This window comes from Streptomyces sp. NPDC050287, assembly GCF_044459385.1.
GTDB lineage: Bacteria > Actinomycetota > Actinomycetes > Streptomycetales > Streptomycetaceae > Streptomyces.
The window spans coordinates 111,651-135,628 of record NZ_JBITIY010000016.1 but is presented as its reverse complement, the minus strand read 5'-3'; the positions used below and the strand labels follow the sequence as shown (position 1 = coordinate 135,628).

The following is a 23,978-nucleotide window of genomic DNA, read 5'->3' as shown; positions in this document are numbered from 1 at the left end:
TCGGCCGGTCCGGCGGCGCCGCGCCGCTGGTGGGCCGAGGCGCTCGGGCGGCTGATCCGGGCCGCGTTGACCTCGTGTGCTCTGCCGTGTACCGAGAGCGCACTGTCTCCGGTATCCCCGGGCGAACCCGTACGATCGAACATACGATGACCGGGAGCCGGCACGGTGGCTGGAAGGCGACTGGTCCGCCGTGCCGTCGGTTCGATCCTCGGGGTGGGAGACGTATGGCACAGGCCGCGGACGCAGCGCGGACCGTCATCTTGACCGTGGACGACGATCCGGGGGTCTCCCGTGCCGTCGCGCGGGACCTGCGGCGGCGCTACGGCGAGTCGTACCGGATCGTGCGCGCGGAGTCCGGCGAGTCCGCTCTGGAGGCGCTGCGCGAACTGAAGCTGCGCGGGGATCTGGTGGCGGTGATCCTGGCGGACTACCGGATGCCGCAGATGAACGGCATCGAGTTCCTGGAACAGGCCCTGGACGTGTATCCGGGCGCGCGGCGGGTGCTGCTGACGGCGTACGCGGACACGAACGCGGCGATCGACGCGATCAACGTCGTCGACCTCGACCACTACCTCCTCAAACCGTGGGACCCGCCCGAGGAGAAGCTGTACCCGGTGCTGGACGACCTCCTGGAGGCGTGGCGGGGCAGCGACTTCCGGCCGGTGCCCGCGACCAAGGTGGTCGGACACCGCTGGTCGGCGCGCTCCTCGGACGTACGGGAGTTCCTGGCCCGCAACCAGGTGCCCTACCGCTGGTACTCGGCGGACGAGCCGGAGGGGCAGCGGCTGCTGGCGGCGGCCGGCCTGGACGAGCGGCGGCTGCCGCTGGTGATCACCCCGGACGGCACCCCGCTGGCCGAGCCGGAGGCGCCCGAACTGGCGGCGCGGGTGGGGCTGGCCACGACTCCGGCCGCGGACTTCTACGACCTCGTCGTCATCGGCGGCGGCCCGGCCGGTCTTGGCTCCGCCGTGTACGGGGCCTCCGAGGGGCTGCGGACGGTGCTCGTGGAGCGGTCGGCGACCGGCGGCCAGGCCGGACAGAGCTCCCGCATCGAGAACTACCTCGGTTTCCCCGACGGCGTGTCGGGAGGCCAGCTCACCGACCGGGCGCGCCGCCAGGCGGCGAAGTTCGGCGCCGAGATCCTCACCGCGCGCGAGGTGACGGGGCTGGAGGCCAACGGCTCCGCCCGGGTCGTACGGTTCTCCGACGGCTCCGCCATCGCCGCGCACAGCGTGATCCTGGCGACCGGCGTGTCGTACCGGCAGCTGAACGCGCCGGGCACCTCCGACCTGACGGGTTGCGGCGTGTTCTACGGCTCGGCGCTGACCGAGGCGTCCTCCTGCCAGGGCCACGACGTGTACATCGTCGGCGGCGCCAACTCCGCCGGGCAGGCGGCCATGTACCTGGCCCGGGGCGCCAAGTCGGTGACCCTGCTGGTGCGCGGCGAGTCGCTGGCCGCGTCGATGTCGTACTACCTGATCCAGCAGATCGAGGAGGCGCCGAACATCTCGGTTCGCTGCGGCACGGTGGTGGAGGCCGCACACGGCTCCGAGCATCTGGAGCAGCTGACGCTGCGGGACGTGGCGAGCGGGCGGACCGAACTCGTCGACGCGCAGTGGATGTTCGTGTTCATCGGCGCGGCCCCGCTGACCGACTGGCTGGACGGCGCCGTGCTGCGCGACGATCACGGGTTCATCCTGGCCGGGCCCGACCTGACCCCCGACGGGCGGCCGCCGGCCGGCTGGGAGCTGGACCGGCCGCCGTACCACCTGGAGACCAATATTCCGGGCGTGTTCGTCGCCGGCGACGCGCGCGCCGAGTCGGCGAAGCGGGTCGCGTCCGCCGTCGGAGAGGGAGCCATGGCCGTGATGCTCGTCCACCGTTACCTGGAGCAGTCGTGAGCGGGCAACCGATGCCGTGCAGTCCCCAGGAGGTCGGGGCGCTGTTCCTGTTCGAGAAGCTCACCCCCGAGCAGTTGGGGGAGCTGTGCAGCGTGGGCCGGGTGGAGAAGTTCGAACCCGGTCCCGTCTACGCCGAGGGCGAACCCGCCACCTGCTTCTACGTGATGATCGAGGGCACCGTCGTGCTCTCGCGCCGGGTCGGCGGCGACGACGTGGAGGTCAACAGGACCTCGCAGCCCGGGGTGTACTCGGGCTCCATGCAGGCGTATCTCGCTGACCGGGTGCCCCAGGTGTACACCAACTCGATGCGTGTCACGGAACCCTCGCGGTTCTTCGTGCTGCCCGCGGAGGCGTTCTCGAACTTCATGCAGCGGTGGTTCCCGATGGCGGTGCATCTGCTGGAAGGACTGTTCTTCGGGGCGAAGAACACCCAGCGGGCCGTCGGACAGCGCGAACGGCTCCTGGCGCTCGGCTCGTTGTCCGCGGGGCTCACCCACGAGCTCAACAACCCCGCGGCGGCGGCCGTGCGGGCGACGTCGGCTCTGCGGGAACGCGTCGGCAAGATGCGGCAGAAGCTGCGGGTGCTCTCCGCCGGCTCCTTCTCGCCGGAGGTCCTGGCGAACCTCGTCGACATCCAGGACCGCACCGCCGAACGCGTCGCCAAAGCACCGGCCTTGAGCCCGCTGGAGGCCTCCGACCGCGAGGACGAGCTCACGGACTGGCTCGACGACCACGGCATCGCCGAGGGCTGGCGGATGGCGCCCACCTTCGTGCAGGCCGGGCTCGACGTCGACTGGCTGGACCAGGTCGCGGCGGCCGTGGACCCGGAGATCCTGCCGAGCGCGGTCGGCTGGCTCAACTACACGGTGGAGACCGAGCTGTTGATGGACGAGATCGCGGACTCCACCACCCGTATCTCGCACCTCGTCGACGCGGCCAAGCAGTACTCGCAGCTCGACCGCGCCCCCTACCAGGTCGCCGACGTCCACGAACTCCTGGACAGCACGCTGCTGATGCTGTCGGGCAAGATCGGGCCGCGTATCAAGGTCGTCAAGGAGTACGACCGTGCGGTCCCGAAGGTGCCGGCGTACCCGGCGGAGCTCAACCAGGTGTGGACCAACCTGATCGACAACGCGGTCCACGCCATCGCGAGCACGGGCGGGGACGGCACGTTGACCGTGCGGACGGCACTCGACCACGACCGGCTGCTGGTGGAGTTCCGCGACACCGGGCCCGGCGTCCCGCAAGAGATCCGCGGCCGCATCTTCGACCCGTTCTTCACCACCAAGCCGGTCGGTGAGGGCACCGGGCTGGGCCTGGACATCTCCTGGCGGATCGTCGTCAACAAGCACCACGGCTCCCTCCAGGTCGAGTCCGAGCCGGGTGACACACGCTTCCAGGTCCTGCTCCCGCTCACCGCCGCGGAGCCCGACACCGACACCCCCTCCGAGGAGAGCGCATGACCAGCGACAGCGGAATCGACGGACTCGACCCCAGCGCCCCGCCGAGCGGCGCCGGATGCGTGGAGTGCGACGCGGCCGGCGGCTGGTGGTTCCATCTGCGGCGCTGCGCGCAGTGCGGACACATCGGCTGCTGCGACTCCTCCCCCTCCCAGCACGCGACCAGCCACTACAAGGCCACCGGTCACCCTCTCGTGCAGAGCTTCGAGCCGGGCGAGGGCTGGTACTGGAACTACGCGACCGACGAGCTGTTCGAGTCGGGGCCGGAACTCGCGCCTCCGGCGAGTCACCCGGCGGACCAGCCGACGCCGGGCCCCGCGGGGCGGGTGCCGGCCGACTGGGCTCGGGCGTTGCATCAGTGAGCGTCTGAGCACTCCAGCGTTTTCGGCCGACGGCGGCCGCGGGTCGTTCGTGGCTTGTCGCGCCCACGATGAGGGTCCGCACGACCTGCGGCGCCGCCGGCCGTCGGGCGGGGCGCCGACGGCCGGGACGGCGCCGTCGGCGGAGGGGAGCCGCCTCCCTCCGCTCGAGCGAAGCGAGAGTGGGGGACGAGCCGCACATCGGCACAGCCCCGCGCCCTCAGGCCGGCCCGGTCGCCCTTGGGCACGGGCGCTGTCAGTCTCCCGTGCCAGGATGGATGCGTGCCGACGATCTCAAGCGCCACCCCGCTGATCGGCCGGGAGGACGAACTCGCGCGCCTCGCCGGTGTGTTGGAGCGTGCCCGGGGCGGTCAGGCCGGGGCGGTGCTGGTCGCGGGGGACGCGGGCGTCGGCAAGACACGGATGCTGGACGAGGTGGCCGGCCTGGCCTCGCGGTCCGGGATGACGGTGCTGACCGGGCACTGCGTCGACCTCGGTGACGTCGGTCTGCCGTATCTGCCGTTCACCGAGGTCCTGGGCGTGCTCGCGGCCGACGCGCGGTTCACGGAGATCCTCGCCGCGCATCCGGTCGTGGACCGCCTGCTGGGCGGCGGTGCGGACGCGGGCCGGGACACGGGCGGGCGGCTGCGGCTGTTCGAAGGCATCGCGGGACTGCTGGCCGACCTCGCGGACACCGCCCCGCTGCTGCTCGTCCTGGAGGACCTGCACTGGGCGGACCAGTCCTCCCGGGACCTGCTGCGGTTCCTGCTCAGCCGGGGCATCCTCCAGCGGTCGGCGGGCGGCGCGCCCACCCACCGGCTCGCCGTGTTCGCCTCCTACCGCGCGGACGACCTGCACCGCCGCCACCCCCTGCGGCCCCTGCTGGCCGAGCTGGTGCGGCTGCCCTCCGTGGAACGGCTGGAGCTGCGGCCGATGCCCGACGCCGAGGTGGCCCGGCTGGTACGCGCGCTGGGCGAGCGTCCCCTGCCGGACACCACGGTCCGGCGGATCGTGGAACGCGCCGAGGGCAACGCCTTCTACGCCGAGGAACTCCTCGCGGCCACCGACACCGAGGCCGGTGGCGTGCCCAGCGGTCTCGCGGACGTTCTGCTGATCCGCTTCGAGCAGCTCTCCGACACCGCCCAGCAGGTGCTGCGCACCGCCGCGGTCGCGGGCCGCCGGGTCGAGCACGACCTGCTGCGGGACGCGGTCGGACTTCCCGAGGAAGAGCTGGAGTCGGCCCTGCGTGAGGCCGTCGGACGGCAACTGCTGGTCCCCGGCGCCCAGGACACGTACACCTTCCGGCACGCCCTGGCCCGCGAGGCCGTGTACGCCGACCTGCTCCCCGGTGAACGGGCCCGGCTGCACGGCGCGTTCGCAAGGCTGCTGACCGGTCGGGGCCGTCGCGCCGAGAGCGCGTCGGAACGGGCCCACCACTACCGCGAGAGCCACGACCTGGCCGAGGCGCTGGCCGCCTCGCTGGAGGCCGCCGACCACGCCCGGTCGCTCGGCGCGCCCGCGGAGGAGCTGCGCCATCTGGAAACGGCCCTGGACCTGTGGCAGGCGGTGGAGCCGTCCCGCCGGCCCACGGGCGAGGGGATCGAGCGGGTGACGCTCACCCTGCGTGCCTCGGCGGCGGCCGCGCACGCCGGGCAGGCGCATCGGGCGGTGTCACTCACCCGCGCCGCGCTCGCGGGCGTCGGCCAGGACGCGGACTCCGAGCTGGCCGCCCGGGTCCGGTACACGCTCGCCGGGAATCTGATGGGCGTCGACAGTCTGACGGCGGCGTTCGCCTACAGCAGCGAGGCGCTCGCGATGATCCCGGCCGATCCTCCGTCGCCCACCTGGGTGTGGGCGGCGGCCACCCATGTGCTGGCGGCGCGTCAGGTCGGGGAGGACGGCATCGCGTTGCGCCTCGCCCGGGAGGCGCTGGGCGTCGCGGAGCAGTTGGACGTGGCCGACGCGCGAGCGGACCTGCTGATCTCGCTGGCCGTCCTCGAAGGCGGCGGCCGTCGCACGCGGCAGGGCCGGGAGCAGCTGCGCGAGGCCCGGGATCTCGCTCGTCGCTCCGGCAACGCGCCGGTGGAGATGCGGGCGCTGTTCAACCTCGCCGTCGGCTGCTTCGAGTCGGGTGACCTCGACGAGTGTCTGCCCTGGCTGACCGAGGGGCTGGACCGGGCCCGCCGCGCCGGCCTGCTGTCCTCGCCGTATCCGCTGGAGATGCGCTACCTGCGGCTACTGGTGCTGTACACACTGGGCCGCTGGGAGGAGTGCGTGCGGGCGGCGACCGCGGACGCCGACGTGCTTCCGGCGGCCGGCGGGTACACCGTCGCGCCCGCCCTGTACGCGGCGCTGGCACGCGGTGATCTGACCGCCGCCGATCGCGCCCGCACGCTCCTGGAAGGACCGTTCGACTGGATGGGCACGCTGGTCGCGGGCATCGTGCTCACCGACGCGGCGGCCCGGCAGGGCGACCCTGAGGAGGCCGTGGAGCGGCTGCGGTCCACGGTGGCCGCCCTGACAGCCGAGGCGGGCACACCCCCGGATGTCACGGTCCGGCTCGCCGCGCTCGCCCTGTCCGCGGTCGCCGACCGGGCCGCCGCCCTGCGCCTGACCGGCGACGAGGCCGGGGCACGCGGCTGGTCGGACACCGCCACCGAACTGCGCGACCTGGCCCGGCGCACGGCCGCGCGCGGTGAGGGCGGTATACCGCAGGGTCCCGAGGGACAGGCGTGGCTGGCCCGGGCCGAGGCCGAGTGGACACGGGCCGTGTCCGGGCTGGACGCGGAGGCCTGGGGCAGGGCGGTCGCCGCGTTCGACTTCGGCGACGTGTACGAGCTGGCGCGCTGCCAGGTGCGGTTCGCCGAGGCCCTGCTCGCCGCCGAGCGGCGCGAGGAGGCCGCGGTGCAAGCCCGCGCGGCCCGGGAGACGGCCGTACGACTGGGCGCCACTCCCCTCCTGGAGCAGGTGGACGCCCTGATCCGGCGCGGACGCCTGGCGGGGCCCCCGGCCGCCGACACACACGCCACCGTCCTCACCGCCCGGGAACAGGAAGTCCTGCGGCTTCTCGCCCTCGGCCGCAGCAACCGGCAGATCGGCGAGGAGCTGTTCATCACCGGCAAGACGGCGAGCGTCCATGTCTCCAACATCCTCGCCAAGCTGGGCGCGGCGAGCCGGACGGAGGCGGTGGCGGTCGCCTACCGGCAGGGCCTGATCACTCCGGAGCCGAGCGGATCCGGGCGGAGGCCGTCCTGAGCCCCCTAGGGGGCTGGGTCGGCGCAGTCGAGGGACTTGAGGTCGACGGAGTCCGCCATCGCCTGCATCCCCTTGTCGTTGGGATGAATGTGATCACCTCCGTCGAAGGTGGGCAGCATGCGTTCGTGGTCGTAGGGGCTGCGGAGGACGCGGTCGAAGTCGGTGACGGCGTCGAACTCACCACTGGTTCTGATGAAGGTGTTGACTTCCCGCCGTACCGCCTCGGCCTCCGGGTCCCATTCGGACCAGCCCTTGAAAGGCCCGACCGTGGCTGAGACGACGCACTTGCCGGCCGCGTGGGCCCGCTCGACGATCTCCTGGTAGCCGCCGATCAGGTCGTCGGCGGTGACGCCGGTGTGGGCCTTGAGGTCGTTGACGCCCTCGAAGAGGAACACGGTGCGGACCCCGGGCTGGGAGAGCACGTCGCGCTCCAGCCGGTTCAGGGCGCTCTGTCCGGCGCCGTCGGCGAGGACCTTGTTGCCGGAGATTCCCTCGTTGGCGACGCCCTTCACCTCAGTGTCCGCCCGTTGCAGGCGGCGAGCGAGGTAGTCGGGCCAGCGCCGGTCGAGGTCGCTGGTCGACTGCCAGCCGTCGGTGATGGAGTCGCCGAGGGCCACCACGGCCGCGGTGCGGGCGCTCGCCCGTACGGAGACCGCGTCGAGGTAGAACCAGGAGCCGGTGGTCTGCGTCCAGGCGGCGGCGCTCTCCTCGGCGGTGTGGTCGCCCGAGGTGGCGTACGACGTCTGCATGGCCATCCAGTGCCCGGTCGCCGGGCCGGCCGCGTCGGGCGAGTGCAGGCTGACGACCAGGTCGGCCGCGGCGGGCAGCCGGCCGGGCAGCCGATCGCTGAGCACGGTCTTTCCGGCGGGCACGGAGACCGAGCGCGCCCCGTCGAAGGTCAGCCGCCGGTTGCTGCCCCGCACCAGCTCCGCGCCCCGCTTCTGGAGACCCGCGTAGACGCTGTCGAAGGTCACCGGACGGTCCCCGAAGGCGTTCGACAGCCTCACGCGCAGGTCCTGGCCCCCGACGCTGGTGTGCACGACGAGCCGGTAACCGCGGTCGGCGGCGGCCTCGCCGAAGCGGTCGGCGCTCGCGCCCCAGGTGATCACACCCTCCGGGACGTCCGTCGCCCCGGCCGGCGTGGACGGAGACTGGCAGGCGCAGGCCAGCAGCAGCACCCCGGCCACCCGGCCCACGGCCGCGACGAGTCGGCCCGTCACTGTGCGAGGTCCTTGAGGGTGACGGACTCTCCGGGCTTCAGACGCACGGTCCGGACCGTACCCGCGTACGCCACCGTCGTGCTCCGGCCGCCCACGCTGCGGAACCGGGCCCAGGTCGGCCTGGAGTCCCGCCAGCGCAGGTCGACGACGAAACCGCCCCGGGCGCCCGCCCCGGTGAGGGAGCCGGACGCCGACCACGCGTCCGGCAGGGCGGGGAGGAGTTCCAGATGGCCGGGGCGGGAGTAGAGGAGCATCTCGAGCATCGCCGCCGGGGTGCCGAAGTTGGCGTCGATCTGGAAGATGCCCCGGCCCGCTGAAACTTCGTAGATGTCGAAGAGGTTGGGGGCGGTGCCGTTGCCGCCGTCGGCCGAGGGGCGGAGGTTGTTGACGACGAGCCGGTAGGCCGTCTCCGCGTCTTTGAGGCGGGCCCGGCACAGACTGCGCCAGGCGTTCGCCCAGCCGAAGCTCTCCGTGCCCCGGGCGGTGAGCAGGGCGGTCGCGCCCTTGACGATGTCGGCCGGGGTGGAGCCGTCGGGGCGGATGCGGTCGCCGGGGAACAGGCCGACGAGCGGGGACAGGTGCCGGTGGGTGGTCTCACCGAGGTTGTCGGGGGACATCCACTCCTCCAGCCAGCCCGTCTTCGGGCTCACCTGCGGCAGGTGGAGCCTGCGGCGCAGCGCGGCGACTGTGTCGGCGTAGCCCGTGTCCTTCTTCAACTCGGCAGCGGCTGTGCAGTAGTTGCCGAACAGCGTCCACACGAGCTCCTGGGCGTAGGTGATGCCCTTCGCGTCGAGCGGGCCGTGTTCCGGCGACCAGTCGCTGTCGGCGATCAGGACCTCCCGGGTGGTGCCGGGCAGGGTCGTGGTGAGCAGCCTCGCCTCCCAGAACTCGCACGCGCCCTTCAGCAGTGGGTAGATCCTCTCCAGATGGGATGACGACCGGGTGAACTCGTAGTGCTCCCACAGTGAGTTGCACAGCCAGGCGTTGCCGGCGGGATGCCACCACCAGCCGTTGCCGCCGTGCGGGTTGGTGGAGATGGCGAGCGTCCAGCCGGCGATCTTTCCGGTGGAGTTGCGGTAGCGGTTGCGCGGGTCGTTGAAAAGCCGGTGGGTGAGGTCGGTCCAGGAAGGGAGTTGGGCCAGGCAGTAGTCGGTGAGCGCGTCGAAGCAGTCGGACAGGCCGGCGCGGTCGGCCATCCAGTAGTTCATCTGGAGGTTGATGTCGGTGTGGTAGTCGCCCATCCAGTCCGGGTCGTTGCCGTCGAGCCACAGCCCCTGGAGGTTCAGCGGCAGGCTGCCCCGGGATCCGGAGATCATCAGGTAGCGGCCGAACTGCAGGTAGGCGGCCTCAAGTTCGGGATCGGGCCGCCCGTCCCGGGCGCGGGCCCGCAGGCGTTCCCAGGTGTCGAGGGAGCGCTGCTCGGCGGAGGATGTGCCGAGGGAGAGGTCCATCCGGCCGTAGAGCCCGCGGTAGTCGGCGACGTGGGTGCGCAGGAGCGTGTCGGCCGCGTGAGCCGCCGCGTCGCGGACCTTGGTGCGAGCCAGCCGCTCGGGGTCCAGGGACGGGTCACGGTAGTGGGTGGCGGCGTCGGGCGCGTAGTTGGTGCCGCCGCCCACCACCACGGTGAGTTCCTTGCAGCCGGAGAAGGAGATGCGCGGGCCGTCGACGGTGACACGGCCGCCGTCGCCGTGTGCGGTGACCGCGGCGCCGTAGCGCAGCCCGCCCGGGAACGCGGCGCCGAACGAGGTTCCGGCGCCGTCGCCGTGCGTTCCCTCCAGCGTGACGGTGCCGGTGTGGTGGCCGCCGCCGCTCTGAGTGAAGTGCAGCACGATCACGTCATCGGGGCGGCTGGCGTAGATCTCCCGCCGGTACGTCACTTGGGAGCGCACGTACGAGGTCGTCACCACGGCCCGGTCGAGGTCCAGGGTGCGACGGTAGCCGGAGACGGCGGACAGGTCGTGGTCGGGGATGTCGACAGTGAGCCGGGCGAGGAGGGTGAAGGAGCCGAAGTTGTCGCGGTCATAGGGGAACTGGCCGTCGGCGTCGAGGGAGTCGTTGAGGCCGCCGGTCCACATCGTGGCGTCGGTGATCAGCAGGGTCTCGCGGCCGGGGTCGTTGCTCGCGAGGGCTCCGAGGCGGCCGTTCCCGACGGGCAGACCCTGCTCGATCATCGACCCGTCGTCGGCGGGCGCCTGCCACCACAACTGGTGGCGGGGGTCGCTCGTGAACGCGGTGGTGCCGGCGGGGCGTTCTGGCGCGGCGTTCGCGGTGAACGTCGGCAGGGCGGCGAGGGCTCCGGTCGTCGCGGCCAGGGCGAGCAGGCCGCGTCTGGGCAGCCGGGGTGCGGGGTACGTGTCCATGCGGGCTCCCGGAAGGTCGGTCAGGACGACTGGGGGACGTCGATGCGGTCGATGTCCGGGGCGTAGCCCGTGCCGCTGTCGAAGGTGATCGTGTTGCCGCCCGCCTTCAGGGTCACCGGCACGCTGACCGTCTCCACGGTTCCCCAGTCCCCGGTCGAGGGGAACTTGTGGCGGGTGGGACCGCCGGTGTTGGCCAAGACGTCGACCGAGCGGGCGTCACCGCTGATGTAGGCGACCTTGACCCAGTAGGTGCCCGCCTTTGCGACGACCACGTCGTTGAAGCGGAGCTTGCCGCCGAGGTACAGGTTGCCGGTCTTCTTGCCGCCGGAGCAGGCCGGGCAGTCGGCGACGGAGGCGTTGCCGCTGAGGGTGTTCGCCGGGGACTCGGCCTCGTAGGCGGTCGTGGTGAGCGCGCCGCCGTGCGGGGTGACGGTGAACAGGCGGGAGCCGTGGGCGGGCAGGGCCTGGGTGATCCTGTTCTTGTAGGTGCCGAGGTTCTCGTGGTTCCACAGGTCGCGGACAGCGGCCTTGCCGGTGAAGCCGAGGACGGACCAGTCGGCGGTGACGGCGGCGGGCGCGTCGGCGAGGTTGAACAGGGCGACGGTGTAGGTGCCGTCGGGGTTCTTCGCGGCCCACACCTGCTGGGCGTCGGACGCGGTCACCGGCCGGGCGGGCGGGGCGGCGCCCTGGTCGATGGCGATGACCTCGCGGTTGGTCAGCAGGGACACACCGTAGGAGTCGAGGCGGGTGAGGTCGTCGCCGGTGTACAGCGGGGACTTGGCGATGGCCCACAGGGTGGCGTAGCTCTGCCGTTCGGCCTTGGTCAGACCGTCCATCTCGCCGTTGCCGACGTCGAGGGAGTCGAGGTCGTTCCAGCCGCCGGGCCCCGCGTGCCGGGTCCAGGCGGGGGCGTCGTCCCAGCGGTCGTCGACCGAGTTCTCCCAGCTGACCAGGGTGTTGCAGTAGCACTCGACGTCGGTGTCGATGCGCCAGCCGTTGGAGTACTTCTTCCAGTCGGCGGCGTGTCCGATGTCGAGGGACCAGGAGATCTCCAGGTGCACCGGGCGGCCGGTGGCGGCGATGGCCTTGTTCCAGGCGGCCACGTCGGCGACGTTGTCGTACTGGTCACCGCTCTTTCCGGAGCCGGGCCCGACACCGTCGAGCTTGAGGAAGTCGTAGCCCCAGTCGGCTATCGACCGGGCCTGGGAGTCGATGTACTTCTGGGTGCAGGGGCGGGAGAAGTCGAGCTTGTACGCGCTGTCCCAGCCGTTGGTGGTGCGCAGGTCGCCGTAGACGATGTCGGCGGTGGTGCAGCCGTCGGCGTTCCAGATGGGCGTCTTCCCGTCGCCGTACGCCTCCTTCTCCAGCCCGGCGGGCAGGTAGATCCCGGCCTTGAGGCCCTTGGCGTGGATGCGGTCGGCGACGGCCTTCATACCGCTGGGGAAGCGGTCGGGGTCGGCCTTCTGGCGCCCGTACCGGTCGAACCCGGGCTTCCATGCCTTGTCTCGCCACCAGCCGGCGTCGATGTTGACGTACTCGTAGCCGTAGTTCTTCAGCTTGGCGGCCAGGGCGTCGGTCTGCTTGAGGACGTTCGCCTCGGTCAGGTAGCTGTAGTCGCCGTCCGGGTTGAGGCCGGGGTACTTGGACGACTGCATGCTCCAACTCGACCAGCCCATATAGGGCTTGGCCGCGACGGTGGGGGCGGCCGCGGTCCCGGCGTGGGCCGCGGGCACGGCGGTGGTGGTGCCCGCCGCGAGGGCCAGGACCACGGTGGCTCTCAGGGCGCGTGCGGGCAGGACGGCGTACGAGGATGACCGCATGGGTCGTACCTCCTGGGGTCGGCTCAGCAGGGAACTGCCAGTCGGGGTGACGGTCGGTGGGGGACGATCGGTGGGGGGACGGCGAGTTGGGGGAGGGTGCCGGTAGGGGGATTGTCCGTGGGGGAACTGCCAGGAGGGCCTGACTAGGTGTCGGCTCGGATGAAGGACTGGATGGCGGTGGCCGCTGCCCCGCGCGCCCACTCCTCGAAGGTCAGCGGGCGGATCTGGACGTCGCACCGGGCGGCGGAGCCGAAGGCGGCCGCGGTGAAGGCGTCGCGGATCTGCTCGGCGAACAGGTCGTAGGCGGCCAGGCCCTCGCCGGAGATGATCACGCGTTCGGGTCCCAGCAGGTTGGCGACGGTGGCGATGCCGCGGCCGATGGCCTCGCCCGCCCGCGCGTACGCTTCCCGTGCCGCGGCCACCCCGCTGTGGGCGAGCCGTACGGCCTCGGCGGTGTCGGTGACCTCGACGCCGGTGGCCTCGCGGATCCGCCGGAGGATCGCGGCGTCCCCCGCGATCGCCTCCACACAGCCACGGTTGCCGCAGTGGCAGCGCGGACCCGACGGGTCGACGGTGACATGGCCGATCTCGCCGGCCACGCCGTGTGCGCCGGCGACCACCCGGCCGTGTACGACGAGGCCGCAGCCGATGCCGGCGCCGACCGTCACCACGGCGAAGTCGGACAGGCCCGCTCCGGCGCCGAACCACTGCTCGGCGACGGTCAGCGCCCGCACGTCGTTGTCGACGGTGACCGGCAACCCCGTGGTGGTGGCGGCGAGCTCGGCGAGGGGGACGTCTCGCCACTCCAGGAACGGCGAGTAACGGACGGCCCCCTCGCCCCGGTCGACGTCGCCGGAGACGGCGATCCCGACGCCGAGGACCGCCGCCCCGAAGCCGTCCGCCTCGATGCGGAGTTCCTGGACCACGTCCGCGACGGCCGCCAGCACCGCCGTGAGGTCATGACTCGTCAGCGAGGTGCGGCGGGCGACGCGGATCCGGCAGCACAGGTCGGTGAGCACGCCGATGATCTCATCGCCGGTCACTTTGATCCCGACGAAGAGTGCCCGTCCGCTGTCGACCCGTACGAGGTTCGCGGGCCGTCCCAGGGCGGGAGGCGCCTGCGCGTCCGCGTCCTCCACCAGGTAGCCGGCCTCGATCAGGGGCCGGACCGCCTTGGTCACGGCGGCCGCGGACAGCCCGGCGCGCCGGGCCACCTCCAGGCGCGTGAGGGGCCCCTGGGACAGCACGGTGGTGAAGATCTGCGAGGCGGCAGGCGTGTTGACCGGAAACCTCTCGGCCCGGGGTGTCGGGAGCATGCCCGGGAACCTAGGGCTGTTCTTTTCCGACGTCAATAAAAGAAACAGAATCGGGCCGCCGGAACTGTCGAGGCATACGCGAAGCAGCCGAAAGTAAGGATGAAATGCCCGATTTCATACAATCTTGCGGCCATACTGTGCGCGTCCCGCCGACAGCACCAGGACAGGAGAAGAACCGGATGGCATCAGCAACAGCGCGCAGGGGCACGGTGGTCGGGGCGGTTCTGCTGTCCCTCCTGGGGGTCCCCGCGCAGGCCGCCCCGCGGCAGTCGACGGCCGCCGAGGCCGGCAGCACCCTGCCGGCACCCGACCTCGTGGGGCTGCGCGCTGTCCTGCGCACCGCGCAACGCCAGGGCGCGCCCGGCGCGATGGCTCGGATCGACGACCATGGCACGGCCTATCGGGTGGCCGAGGGCTTGGCCGACCGCGGCACCCGACGGGCCCTCGACGAGGCCGACCGTTTCCGCATCGGCAGCGTCACCAAAGTCTTCACCGCGGTGGTGCTGCTGCAACTGGCCGACGAGAAAAAGCTCCGGCTCGACGCCCCCGTCAACCGCTATCTGCCGGGACTGCTCCCGGACGACCGGATCACCGTGCGGCACGTACTGAGCCACCGCAGCGGGCTGTACGACTACACGCACGACATGTTCGCGCAGTCGGTCCAGGGCTTCGAAGCGGTCCGCGGCAAGGTCTTCACGTACCGCGAACTGGTGGACCGTTCGCTGCGCCGGCCGCGCACCGACGCGCCGGGCGCGGTGTACGCGTACTCCAACACCAACTTCGTGGTCGCCGGGATGCTGGTCGAGAAGCTGACCGGCCACTCGGTGCGCACCGAGTACCAGAACCGGATCATCGAGCCGCTGAACCTGCGCGACACCGTCTACGTCCACCCCGCCACGAAGATCCCCGGCCGCTACGCCCACGGCTATCTGACTCCCGACCAGGCGGGTGCCGCGCTGGTCGACGCGACCGACCAGACCGCGTCCTGGGCGCAGAGCGCGGGCGCGATCATCTCGACCACCCGGGACCTCAACACCTTCCTCAGCGCGCTGCTCGGCGGACGGCTCACCTCGGCCGCGCAACTGGCGCAGATGCGACGGTGGATGCCGTCGGGCACCGCGCAGGCGTACGGACTCGGCCTGCGCCGGCGTGACCTGTCGTGCGGTGTGTCGGTGTACGGCCACACCGGAGCCGTGCAGGGCTACTACACGTACGCGTTCGCGTCGAACGACGGTCGGCGCAGCCTCAGCGCTCTGGCCAACACCTCGAACAACGGCACCGTCCTCACCACGATGCTGGGCACGCTGGAATCCGCGTTCTGCGGCGAGCGCACGAGGGTGCCGAGCGGCTCTGCCGGACCGGTCGAAGGCCCCACCGAACGGCCCGTCGGGCGGCCCGCCGCAGAGGACATCGCTCACGGGATCGCCGCGGACTGACCGGCGCCCGCGGGTTCGGACAGGACGGGGAACCCTGCGGCGCCGGCACGCGTTGTCCGGACGACCCCACGGGGTCCCGTACGACGACATCCGGGCGGCACGATGAACGAGTTGGTTCCCGGGGGCAATGTGCCCCTCCCCGGCGGTGCCGTGACCGTCCGGGTCCCCGGCCCGTTCGACGTGTCCGCGCTGATCACGGATGACAGCGGCAGGGTCCGGGGCGACGAGGACTTCGTCTTCTACAACCAGCCGGCCGCGCCCGGCGCCCGGCTGCGGGGCGACACGCTGACCGTCGATCCGCCGGGACTGCGCGCCGGCGCGACCCGGGTCATCGTGGTCGTCAGCCCCGCCGACCCCGCCACTCCCCTGGGCCGCCTGCCCGCGCCCACCCTCCAGGTCACCGGCGTGGGCGGACGCCCACTGGCCCGGTTCGCCCCGCCGCGCCCGCGGCAGGAGACCGTGCTGCTCCTCGCGGAGCTCTACCGGCGCGGCGACGGCTGGAAGCTGCGCGCCCTGGGGCAGGGGTACGCGGACGGACTCGCGGGCCTGGCCCGCGACTTCGGGGTGGACATCGCGGACGAGCCGGACGGGCCCGCGGTCCCGCACACACCGTCTCCCGCCTTCCCCGCACCGCGAACCCCGTCCCACACCCATCCGGCCCCGTCCGCGCCCACACCGACCCGCCCCGAGTCCCGCGCACCGTCCGCCACCCACCCGGCATCACACTCCTCGTCGGCAGCCGGCCTCGCGGCCCACGCCCCTCCCACCGACCAGGACGGCTTCCTCGGCTTGGTCAACTCGGCCCGGGCCGCCGCCGGTTCGCCCCCGGTCTCCGTCGACGCCCGCCTGGCCGCCGCGGCCCGTTCGCACGCGTCCGCCATGGCCTCGGCCGGGCGCCTCGGTGTCGAGGGCCCGGACGGTGTCTCGGTCCACCAGCGCGTCGCCGCCGCCGGATACGCGTACCTCACCGTCGGCGAGCACCTGGTCTCCGGCCCGCGCACGCCCGCCGAGTTCGTCGCGTACTGCCTGCGCACCGAACAGCCCCGTCGCACCCTGCGGGACCCGGTGTTCCGCCACGCCGGACTGGCGTACGTCACCGACGGCCGCTCCGGCGACACGTTCTGGACCGCGCTGTGGGCCACGCCCTTCAGCGCCGCCGGGCTGGCGCGGACGCAGGCCGAGGTCGTCGAGCTCACCAACCGGGAGCGGGCGCGGGCCGGGCTGCTTCCCCTGGCGGTGGACCCGCCGCTCGTCACCGCGGCCCAGGCGTACAGCGCGGACATGGCGGCCCGGGCCTTCTACTCGCACACCTCGCCGGAGGGCACCCAGCCCTGGGACCGGGCCGCCGCCGCGGGCTCCACCCGACGCTCGATCGGCGAGAACATCGCCTGCGGCCAGCGCTCCCCCGCCGAGGTCGTGGACGGCTGGATGAACAGCCCCGGCCACCGCGCCAACATCCTCAAGCCGGACTTCACCCACATCGGGGCAGGGTTCGCGGGCGGCGGCCCCGCGGGCACGTACTGGACCCAGCTCTTCGGCGCCTGAGGCAACCGGGGGCGGCACCAAGGCGCCCTGACGACCCGGGAATTCGGCACGTCCCCGCTCATCCCGGCCCCGCCTGGCGCACGATCTTGGCGGAATGTATCCGTCCGGGACAGGATGCCCCCATGAAGGGTGACCTCTTTTCCAGCGAGCACATGGTCCAGCCGGCCACACAGGCGGGCATGACGGTAGAGAACGCCAAGTGCATCCGGTACACGGTGAACGGCGAGATGCTCGCCCGCCAGGGTGCGATGATCGCCTACCGCGGCAACCTCCAGTTCGAACGCAAGGGCCAGGGCGTGGGCGGCATGCTCAAGCGCGCGGTCACCGGTGAGGGGCTGCCCCTGATGACGGTCCGCGGACAGGGGGAGGCCTGGTTCGCGCACGAGGCGCAGAACTGCTTCGTCGTGGACGTCGACCCGGGTGACGAGTTCACCGTCAACGGCCGCAACGTCCTGTGTTTCGACGCCACACTGGCGTACCGGATAGCGACCGTGAAGGGTGCCGGGATCGCCGGCGGCGGCCTGTTCAACAGTGTCTTCACCGGCCAGGGCCGGCTTGGCCTGGTGTGCGAGGGCAACCCGCTGGTGATCCCGGTCTCGCCGCAGTACCCGGTCTACATAGACACCGACGCGGTCGTCGGCTGGACGGCGGGCCTGTCGACCTCGCTGCACCGTTCGCAGTCGATCGGCTCGATGCTGCGCGGCGGCTCCGGGGAGGCGGTCCAGCTGATGCTGCAGGGCGAGGGATACGCCGTCGTACGGCCTAGCGAGGCGACACCGCAGAAGGCGCAGCAGCACTGACCTCCCGTCGGCTCCCAGGGGCACGAGGACCTCAGGAAGCGATCTGCGCCTCACGGGCAACCCCAGGGCTGGCCAAGTCCCTGGCCCGCCTGGGCCGCGACCGCGCCGGGACGGCCGCCGAACTGGCCGATCCGGCCCGCACCCTGGACCGCCTCGGCCTGCGGCACGCCCGGGAGATGGTGGCCCGGGCACAGGAGGAGTTCGGCGTCTCGGAGGAGTCCCGAGCGCGGTCCGACGAGCGGGCGGAGGCCGTACGGCGCCGGCGCCGGCGCCGGCCGCACCCGAGGTCCTGGACCGTTGCCGCGCGTTGGTGCGGCCCGCGCTGGAGGAGACGGTCGGGCGTCCGACGTGCTGGGCATCTGGGGCGATCCCGCCGTCACCGGCAAGCCCGTCCACGGCGATCCGCGGGAGCGGAAGAAGACGCTCCCCGTACTGGCCGCGCTCGACGGCCCCTCCCCCGCGGCCGGCCGGCTGGCCGCCCTCTTGAAGTCCGACGCGGAGCCCGCGCGGGTGGTCGCGCTGATCGAGGAGGCCGGCGGCCGGACCGTGGCGCTGGCCGAGGCACGTCGGCACATCGCCGCCGTGGAGACGGTCCTCGCCGGCGTCCCCATGGAACCCGCGGCCGAGCGAGAGCTGCGGTCCCTGCTGGACTTCCTGGTGCGCCGCGACCTCTGAGCGGGGCGGCCTCTGGCGCGGCCCGCGTCGGAAGCGTGCGGGGAGCGCGTCCATTCCGGTCGGTCCTCGTGCAGTTCCACTGACGGGTCGTACAGCAGTCGAACAGAAGGAAAGCGCTTCTCTTCTGTCGGGGATTCATTGAACGCACCCCGTCCTGGCCCGCGTACCTCTGGGAAAGGTGAGAGCCAGAAGGTTTGAAGAGCCAGGGGTTCAGCGAGGGATGACCATGGTCAAGGCGCACGTGTCGACACATGAGTGGGTCGCCGGAAGGTACCGACTCCTGGAGGTCCTCCACCGCGAGACCAACCGCGTCTGCTGGTACGGCGAGGACGTCGCCACCGGGCGCCCCCGTCTCCTGACCGAGATCGGCCTGCCGGCAAACGCGGACCCGGAGAGTTCGCGCCGGGCCACCGCCCGTGTCGTGCGGATGGCCGAGACCATGGAGGCACTGTGCCCGGGCCGGGTGGCGACGGTCCTCGACGCCGTCGAGGAGGCCGGCACCCTGTGGATCGTCACCGAGTGGATCGACGGCACCCCTCTGGGCGAACTCCTCGCCCAGCAGGGCACCTTCACCTGCGTCCGGGCGGCCCGCGTCGGTCTGGAGGTGCTGGACGTGCTGGAGGCCGCGCACAGCGAGGGCATCACCCACGGCGAGCTCAGTCCGGGCCAGGTGTTCGTAAGGGACCAGGGCACCGTCGTCCTCACCGGTTTCGGGCTGACCGGCGCGACTCTGGCACCCCGGGTCACCGCACCGGCATACGCCTCCCCCGAACAGGCCCGCGACGAGCGCATCGGACCGGCCGCCGACCTGTGGGCGCTGGGGGCGATCCTGTACACGATGGTCGAGGGACGCCCCCCGTTCCGCGACCGGGACCGGCCGGAGAGCACCCTGCGTTCGGTGGACCGGCTCCCGCTGCGCGGCCCCGTGCACGCCGGGCCGCTCACCCAGACCGTGCAGGGGCTGCTGCGCAAGAACTCCCAGGAACGGCTGACCCGCCCGGTGGTCCGCGAGGCGCTGACCCGGGTTCTCTCCGAGGATCCGGACGCGGCCCTGCGGGCGCTGCCCAAGCCCCGGCTGCGCGGCCTGTACCAGTCGGGCCCGGTGTGGAGCAGGCGGACCATGATCGTCGGGACCGCGCTGGCCGTGGTCACCGTCTCCGTCGCGGTCCTCGCCGTGACCCGTCAACTGCCGGGCACCGACACCTCCTCGGGCGGTCCGCAACCCCAGCCGAGCGCCTCGGCCCCGGTCACCGACGAGCAATCGTCCCTCCCGGCAGAGACACCACCGCCGCCGACGCCGACGTCCGCACCACCGCCCGCTCCCAGGCCGACACCGACACCGACCAAGTCCGCTTCCGGCACGCCACAGCCCTCCGGTTACCGTGAGTATCACTCGCCGGAGGGCTTCTCTGTGGCCCTCCCCGACGGCTGGAAGCCGCTGAACACGACGCGGATGGGCGACCTCGCCTACCGCGTGATCCTCGGCAAGCAGGGCGATCCGCGCACCCTGGCCGTCACCTACAGCGAACGTGTCGGCCCGGATCCCGTCGCTGTCTGGCGCGACGACGTCGAACCGAACCTGAAGCAGGAGGACAGCGACTACCGTCGGATCGGCGAGATCCGGGCGACGACGTACCAGGGGCGCAAGGCCGCCGACATGGAATGGCTCGCCGACGACTCCGACGGCACCCTGGTGCGCACGTTCGGCCGCGGCTTCCTCATCGGCGAGGGGCGCAGCTTCTCACTGCGCTGGACGACCCCCGCGGCGGACTGGAACGACTCCGCGAACCAGGAGGCCCTGGACACCTTCCTGAGGACCTTCCGGCCGTCCACGGACTGACGCGCGGGCCCCCGGCCATCGGCGGGCGACGGTCCAGAGGGAGGCGATCGGCCTGTTTTCCCTCCCGTTCACCGGGGACCCAGCCCTTATGGTGCAAATCGGATACACGATGATGACCGAGCAAGCCGGCCCCCGTGAGCTGGTCGACCATGTCGTCCGGGCCGAGGAGGCGGGCTTCGACTTCTCGGTGACCTCGGACCACTACTTCCCCTGGCTGCGTACCCAGGGTCACGCGCCGTACGCGTGGAGTGTGCTGGGCGCGGCCGCCCAGGCGACCTCGCGCATTCCGCTGATGACGTACGTGACCTGTCCGACCCGCCGCTACCACCCGGCCGTGGTGGCGCAGAAGGCGGCCACGGTGCAGCTCCTGTCTCAGGGGCGCTTCCGGCTCGGGCTCGGCTCGGGCGAGAACCTCAACGAACATGTGGTGGGCGGCGGGTGGCCGTCCGCCGACATACGGCACGAGATGCTCGAAGAGGCGGTGGACATCATCCGCGCCCTGTTCAAGGGCGGCCATGTGAACCGTCGCGGCAAGCACTTCGACGTCGAGTCGGCCCGGCTGTGGGACCTGCCGGACCAGCCGCCGCCGATCGGTATCGCCGTCTCCGGAGAGCAGTCCTGCTCGCTCGCGGGCCGGCTGGCCGACCTGGTGATCGCCACCGAGCCCAAGGCGGGGCTCCTGGAGGCCTTCGACCGGCACGGTGGCCAGGGCAAGCCGCGGGTGGGCCAGGTGCCGGTGTGCTACGACACCGACCGGGACGCGGCGATCAAGCGGGCGCACGCGCAGTTCCGCTGGTTCGGCAACGGCTGGAAGGTCAACTCCGAACTGCCGCACCCGGACGCCTTCGAGTCGGCCACCCAGTTCGTCACCCCCGACGACGTCGCCGACTCGATCCCGTGCGGCGACGACCCGGAGGCCTTCGTCGAGGCGGTACGGCCGTACGCCGAGGCGGGCTTCACCGAGATCGCCCTGGTACAGATCGGCGGCGAGTCGCAGCCCGAGTACCTGGACTGGTCGGCGAAGACGCTGCTGCCCGCGCTGCACGACGCGCTGGACTGACGACACTCCGGAGTGACGCCACGGAAGGAGGCCAGAGGGACCGCGGGGACACTGCCGACGGCCGCAGGGGCGACGGGGCACCGCCGACGGGTGCCATAAGCTTCCGGCCTGCACACCCATAGGTGCGGTCCGAGCAGCCTGCCCAGGAGAATCCCCCGTGACCCTGTCGATCGTCCGGTCCGAGATGTCCCCCGTGCCCCTGTCCGACCTCGTGGCGCGGGACGCGCGTGAGTTCGGCGTCTACGCGCGCACCGGAGGATGGGCCTTCGGCCTGATGGTGGCGCGCAGCGTGCGCCCTGGCGGCCAGAGCGCCGACGAGACGCCCAAAGTGTCGGCGAAGGAGTTCGCCGAACTGGCCGGCTGCTCGCCAGAGCGCGTGATGCGCTACTACAAGGCGTGGGACCGGGCCGCCGACGACGGTCTCGTCCCGCACTTCGAGGCGCTGACCCCCGGGCAGGAGGTGGAACTGCCGGACGCCGACGTGTGGCTGAGCTACTACGTCTCCCGCAGCAGCGCCGGCTCCGAGCGCGGCACCGCCATCGCGGAGGCCGCCGAGGCCGAGGGCATCCGGCCGACCAAGGCACTGGAGGTCGCCGAGAACCCGACCGCGCTGCGCGCCGCGATCCTCGCCGACCCCTCCACGGCCCGCGCCGCCCGCCAGGCCCTCCTGGACCGGGTCCGCGAAGATCCGGAGCTCCAGGCCGAGTTGGCCCGGGACGTCGTCCGCACCGACGATCTGAAGAAGGCGGTCGCCAGCGAGAGCAGGTCGGCCGACCGGATCGGATACGTCCGCCAGATCGCGGAGTCGGGCCAGATCAGGACCCCGGCGGGACAGACCGTGGACGCGCCCGTCGACATCCGCCAGGAAGCCGAGCGCCACCTCTTGCTCCTCGACGAGCTGGAGGAGGACGAGAACACCGGCGAGTGGGCCACCGAGGCTTACGACACCATGAAGTCGCTGGTCGTCGAGGCGGTGGAGGCCGACCCCGAACTCCGCGTCCAGGAACGGCGGACGAAGTTCTACACCAGCCTCCAGAAGGCCACCAAGGTCTTCGAGGAGCTCACCTTCGACGACGCCCAGGAGTTCTACGAGGACGACATGGTCCAGCAGCTGGAGGAGCTCCAGCAGGCCATCGCCGCCTGCATCACCTCGCTGCGGGGAGCACGCGGGAATCACTCGTAGAGCTGAGCATTTTGTGCACGACGGGGGTACTAGAGGTCTCTACGACTGTTCTTCCCGGAGGCACTCTCGTGAACTCGTTCGTGCACAAGACCCTCGTCGTGCAACTGCAGGCGGGCGGCACGGAACGCTGCCCGGTGCTCGCGCACCTCAGCTACGACGCCGCGGACCCGTTCGCCGTCACCGCGGTGTTCAGCCATGACGGCCGGGTGCTCGCACGGTGGCGGCTGGACCGCGAGATGCTCGCGGACGGTCTGGGCCGTCCGGTCGGGGTGGGTGACGTGCGGATGCGTCCGGCGTCGACCGGCATGTGGGAGGAGCTGCGCGTCGAGTTCCTCGGTGACGCCCGCCCCGACGGCGGCCGCCAGCGTGCCGTGGTGTTCGCGTGGGCCCCGGCGGTCGCGGCCTTCCTGCGGGCGACCCGGGAGGTCGTGCCGCCGGGCCGCGAGGAGGTCCGCATCGACGACTTCCTCCAGGACGTCATCGCCGGGGGCTGAGGCGGGACGGGTGCCGGCCCGCCCCGGTCATCACTTCGTCGTATGACGGCGCCGGATCAGCAACGGTACGACGAACCAGCACACCAGGTACCAGGCGACCACTCCGGCGACCAGGTAGGGCACGTACGTGTTGTGCGTGGCCACCCTCAGGATCAGCAGGAGCGCGGCCGTCATGGTGGTGAGCAGCAGCACCAGGCCGACGAAGGTCAGCCGCGAGGCCCACTCGACCGCCTGTGGTTTGACCCGTCGGCCGACGACCAGGCGGTGCAGGGACACCGGGCCGATCAGGGCGCCGGTGGCGCACGCTCCCAGCACGACCGTCACGATGTAGATCGACTTGTCGGTGTCCGCCAGGTCCGCGTACTTCGGTGTGAACACGACGGTCAGCAGGAAGCCGAACAGGATCTGCACCCCGGTCTGGGCGACCCTGACCTCCTGGATGAGCTCCGACCACTTCCGGTCGGCCCGCTCCTCCTCGGTCTCGTTGCGCCCCGTGTTCTTCTTCGTGTCCGCTGTGCTTCCGGTGGCCGACAAGCTTTCCTCCCTGCCCGATTGAATCCGGCACGTTCCTGAGCACCGTGTTCCCTGTTTCACCCGTTCTTGACCGGTGGTGACATCAGTGGGAACAGGACGTGACGCAACGTGTTTGCGACCGGTCCGAACGGCAAAGCGGATCCCATGACGGAATCGGACAAGCAGACGACCAGCAAGCAGACGACCAAGAAGACGGCAGCCGCCTCCAAGGCACGGCAGAGCACGGACAAGGCGACGGCTCCGGTGACCGACACCGCGCGGGCCGCCGCCACGAAGACCGACGAGGCGGCCTCGGCGGCCAGGACGGGCGCCCAGCGGGCGGCCGACGTCACGAGCACGGCCGCGCACACCGCGGCCAAGGGGGTGGAGACGGGACGCCAGGCGATCGTCTCGGCCTCGGGACAGGTGGCCGCCGGCGCCAAAACGGCGTGGACGGTGCTCAGCCACCGCAAGATCGTCGCCGCGGGCGTCGGAGCGGGCCTGACCGCGCTGAGCGCCGCCTCCTACGTGGCGGGCCGGCGCGCCGAACGGCACACCCAGGGGCCGATCACCCGCATGATCGGCGGCCGCATCTGACGGGTGGGCATCGGGTCGCTGTTTCAGCGATCACCGGACGGTTACACGGAGCGAGAGGCGGGGGGGGGGGGGGGGGGGGGGGGGCGGGGGGCGGCCCGCCCCGCCCGCCCCCCCCCCGCCCGGCGCCCGCGGCCGCCGGCGGCG

18 protein-coding genes and 1 pseudogene are annotated in these 23,978 nt (G+C 72.1%); 14 read left to right on the top strand and 5 right to left on the bottom strand.

Annotated features, from left to right (window positions below; genetic code table 11):
* The first annotated feature begins 224 nt into the window (after positions 1 to 224).
* From ACIBK3_RS39570 to ACIBK3_RS39555, 4 genes are all read left to right on the top strand, one after another.
* Entirely contained in the window at positions 225 to 1,901 is a 1,677-nt protein-coding gene (locus ACIBK3_RS39570; RefSeq protein WP_399372820.1) for an FAD-dependent oxidoreductase, read from the top strand.
* Positions 1,898 to 3,364, top strand: coding sequence for an ATP-binding protein (locus tag ACIBK3_RS39565; protein WP_399372817.1), 1,467 nt, complete (start codon positions 1,898 to 1,900; stop codon positions 3,362 to 3,364). Before ACIBK3_RS39570 ends, ACIBK3_RS39565 begins: the two co-directional genes overlap by 4 nt.
* Positions 3,361 to 3,723, top strand: coding sequence for a UBP-type zinc finger domain-containing protein (locus ACIBK3_RS39560; RefSeq protein WP_399372815.1), 363 nt, complete (start codon positions 3,361 to 3,363; stop codon positions 3,721 to 3,723). Before ACIBK3_RS39565 ends, ACIBK3_RS39560 begins: the two co-directional genes overlap by 4 nt.
* 279 nt (positions 3,724 to 4,002) lie before the next feature.
* On the top strand, positions 4,003 to 6,975 hold the full coding sequence (locus ACIBK3_RS39555; RefSeq protein ID WP_399372814.1) for an AAA family ATPase: 2,973 nt from the start codon (positions 4,003 to 4,005) through the stop codon (positions 6,973 to 6,975).
* 5 nt (positions 6,976 to 6,980) lie between these two features.
* Here the strand turns inward: ACIBK3_RS39555 and ACIBK3_RS39550 are convergent, their stop codons facing one another.
* The 4 genes from ACIBK3_RS39550 to ACIBK3_RS39535 form a co-directional block, all read right to left on the bottom strand.
* Positions 6,981 to 8,144, bottom strand: a complete 1,164-nt coding sequence (locus tag ACIBK3_RS39550) for an SGNH/GDSL hydrolase family protein (protein ID WP_399372898.1) — start codon at positions 8,142 to 8,144, stop codon at positions 6,981 to 6,983.
* 47 nt (positions 8,145 to 8,191) lie between these two features.
* A complete protein-coding gene (locus tag ACIBK3_RS39545; RefSeq protein WP_399372813.1) occupies positions 8,192 to 10,555 on the bottom strand; it encodes a glycosyl hydrolase family 95 catalytic domain-containing protein in 2,364 nt (787 codons plus the stop codon).
* 20 nt (positions 10,556 to 10,575) lie between these two features.
* Positions 10,576 to 12,375, bottom strand: coding sequence for an alpha-galactosidase D (locus ACIBK3_RS39540; protein WP_399372811.1), 1,800 nt, complete (start codon positions 12,373 to 12,375; stop codon positions 10,576 to 10,578).
* A 143-nt stretch (positions 12,376 to 12,518) separates the two neighbouring features.
* Positions 12,519 to 13,691, bottom strand: a complete 1,173-nt coding sequence (locus tag ACIBK3_RS39535) for an ROK family protein (RefSeq protein ID WP_399372810.1) — start codon at positions 13,689 to 13,691, stop codon at positions 12,519 to 12,521.
* Between the two features lie 179 nt (positions 13,692 to 13,870).
* On the opposite strand from ACIBK3_RS39535, the gene ACIBK3_RS39530 reads away from it, so the two are divergent.
* The 9 genes and pseudogenes from ACIBK3_RS39530 to ACIBK3_RS39490 all read left to right on the top strand — a co-directional run bounded on the left by ACIBK3_RS39530 (position 13,871) and on the right by ACIBK3_RS39490 (position 22,724).
* A complete protein-coding gene (locus ACIBK3_RS39530) occupies positions 13,871 to 15,127 on the top strand; it encodes a serine hydrolase domain-containing protein (protein ID WP_399372808.1) in 1,257 nt (418 codons plus the stop codon).
* 102 nt (positions 15,128 to 15,229) lie between these two features.
* Positions 15,230 to 16,672, top strand: coding sequence for a CAP domain-containing protein (locus tag ACIBK3_RS39525; protein WP_399372806.1), 1,443 nt, complete (start codon positions 15,230 to 15,232; stop codon positions 16,670 to 16,672).
* A gap of 122 nt (positions 16,673 to 16,794) precedes the next feature.
* Positions 16,795 to 17,472 (top strand): AIM24 family protein, encoded by a 678-nt coding sequence (locus tag ACIBK3_RS39520; RefSeq protein WP_399372804.1) that lies wholly within the window; start codon positions 16,795 to 16,797, stop codon positions 17,470 to 17,472.
* 65 nt (positions 17,473 to 17,537) lie between these two features.
* A pseudogene (locus ACIBK3_RS39515) lies at positions 17,538 to 17,729 on the top strand (hypothetical protein); the annotation flags it as partial.
* A 91-nt stretch (positions 17,730 to 17,820) separates the two neighbouring features.
* A complete protein-coding gene (locus ACIBK3_RS39510; RefSeq protein ID WP_399372802.1) occupies positions 17,821 to 18,147 on the top strand; it encodes a hypothetical protein in 327 nt (108 codons plus the stop codon).
* Between the two features lie 220 nt (positions 18,148 to 18,367).
* On the top strand, positions 18,368 to 19,987 hold the full coding sequence (locus ACIBK3_RS39505) for a serine/threonine protein kinase (RefSeq protein ID WP_399372801.1): 1,620 nt from the start codon (positions 18,368 to 18,370) through the stop codon (positions 19,985 to 19,987).
* Between the two features lie 88 nt (positions 19,988 to 20,075).
* A complete protein-coding gene (locus ACIBK3_RS39500) occupies positions 20,076 to 21,047 on the top strand; it encodes an LLM class F420-dependent oxidoreductase (protein WP_399372799.1) in 972 nt (323 codons plus the stop codon).
* 184 nt (positions 21,048 to 21,231) lie between these two features.
* Positions 21,232 to 22,230, top strand: a complete 999-nt coding sequence (locus ACIBK3_RS39495) for a hypothetical protein (protein ID WP_399372896.1) — start codon at positions 21,232 to 21,234, stop codon at positions 22,228 to 22,230.
* A 68-nt stretch (positions 22,231 to 22,298) separates the two neighbouring features.
* The gene (locus tag ACIBK3_RS39490) at positions 22,299 to 22,724 is read left to right on the top strand and encodes an SsgA family sporulation/cell division regulator (protein ID WP_399372797.1); all 426 of its coding nucleotides are present in this window, start codon (positions 22,299 to 22,301) and stop codon (positions 22,722 to 22,724) included.
* A gap of 30 nt (positions 22,725 to 22,754) precedes the next feature.
* Here ACIBK3_RS39490 and ACIBK3_RS39485 read toward each other — a convergent pair whose 3' ends face one another.
* A complete protein-coding gene (locus ACIBK3_RS39485; protein ID WP_399372796.1) occupies positions 22,755 to 23,258 on the bottom strand; it encodes a DUF6328 family protein in 504 nt (167 codons plus the stop codon).
* 144 nt (positions 23,259 to 23,402) lie between these two features.
* Here ACIBK3_RS39485 and ACIBK3_RS39480 point away from each other — a divergent pair, with 144 nt between their 5' ends.
* Entirely contained in the window at positions 23,403 to 23,834 is a 432-nt protein-coding gene (locus ACIBK3_RS39480) for a hypothetical protein (protein ID WP_399372795.1), read from the top strand.
* Positions 23,835 to 23,978 lie beyond the last annotated feature (144 nt).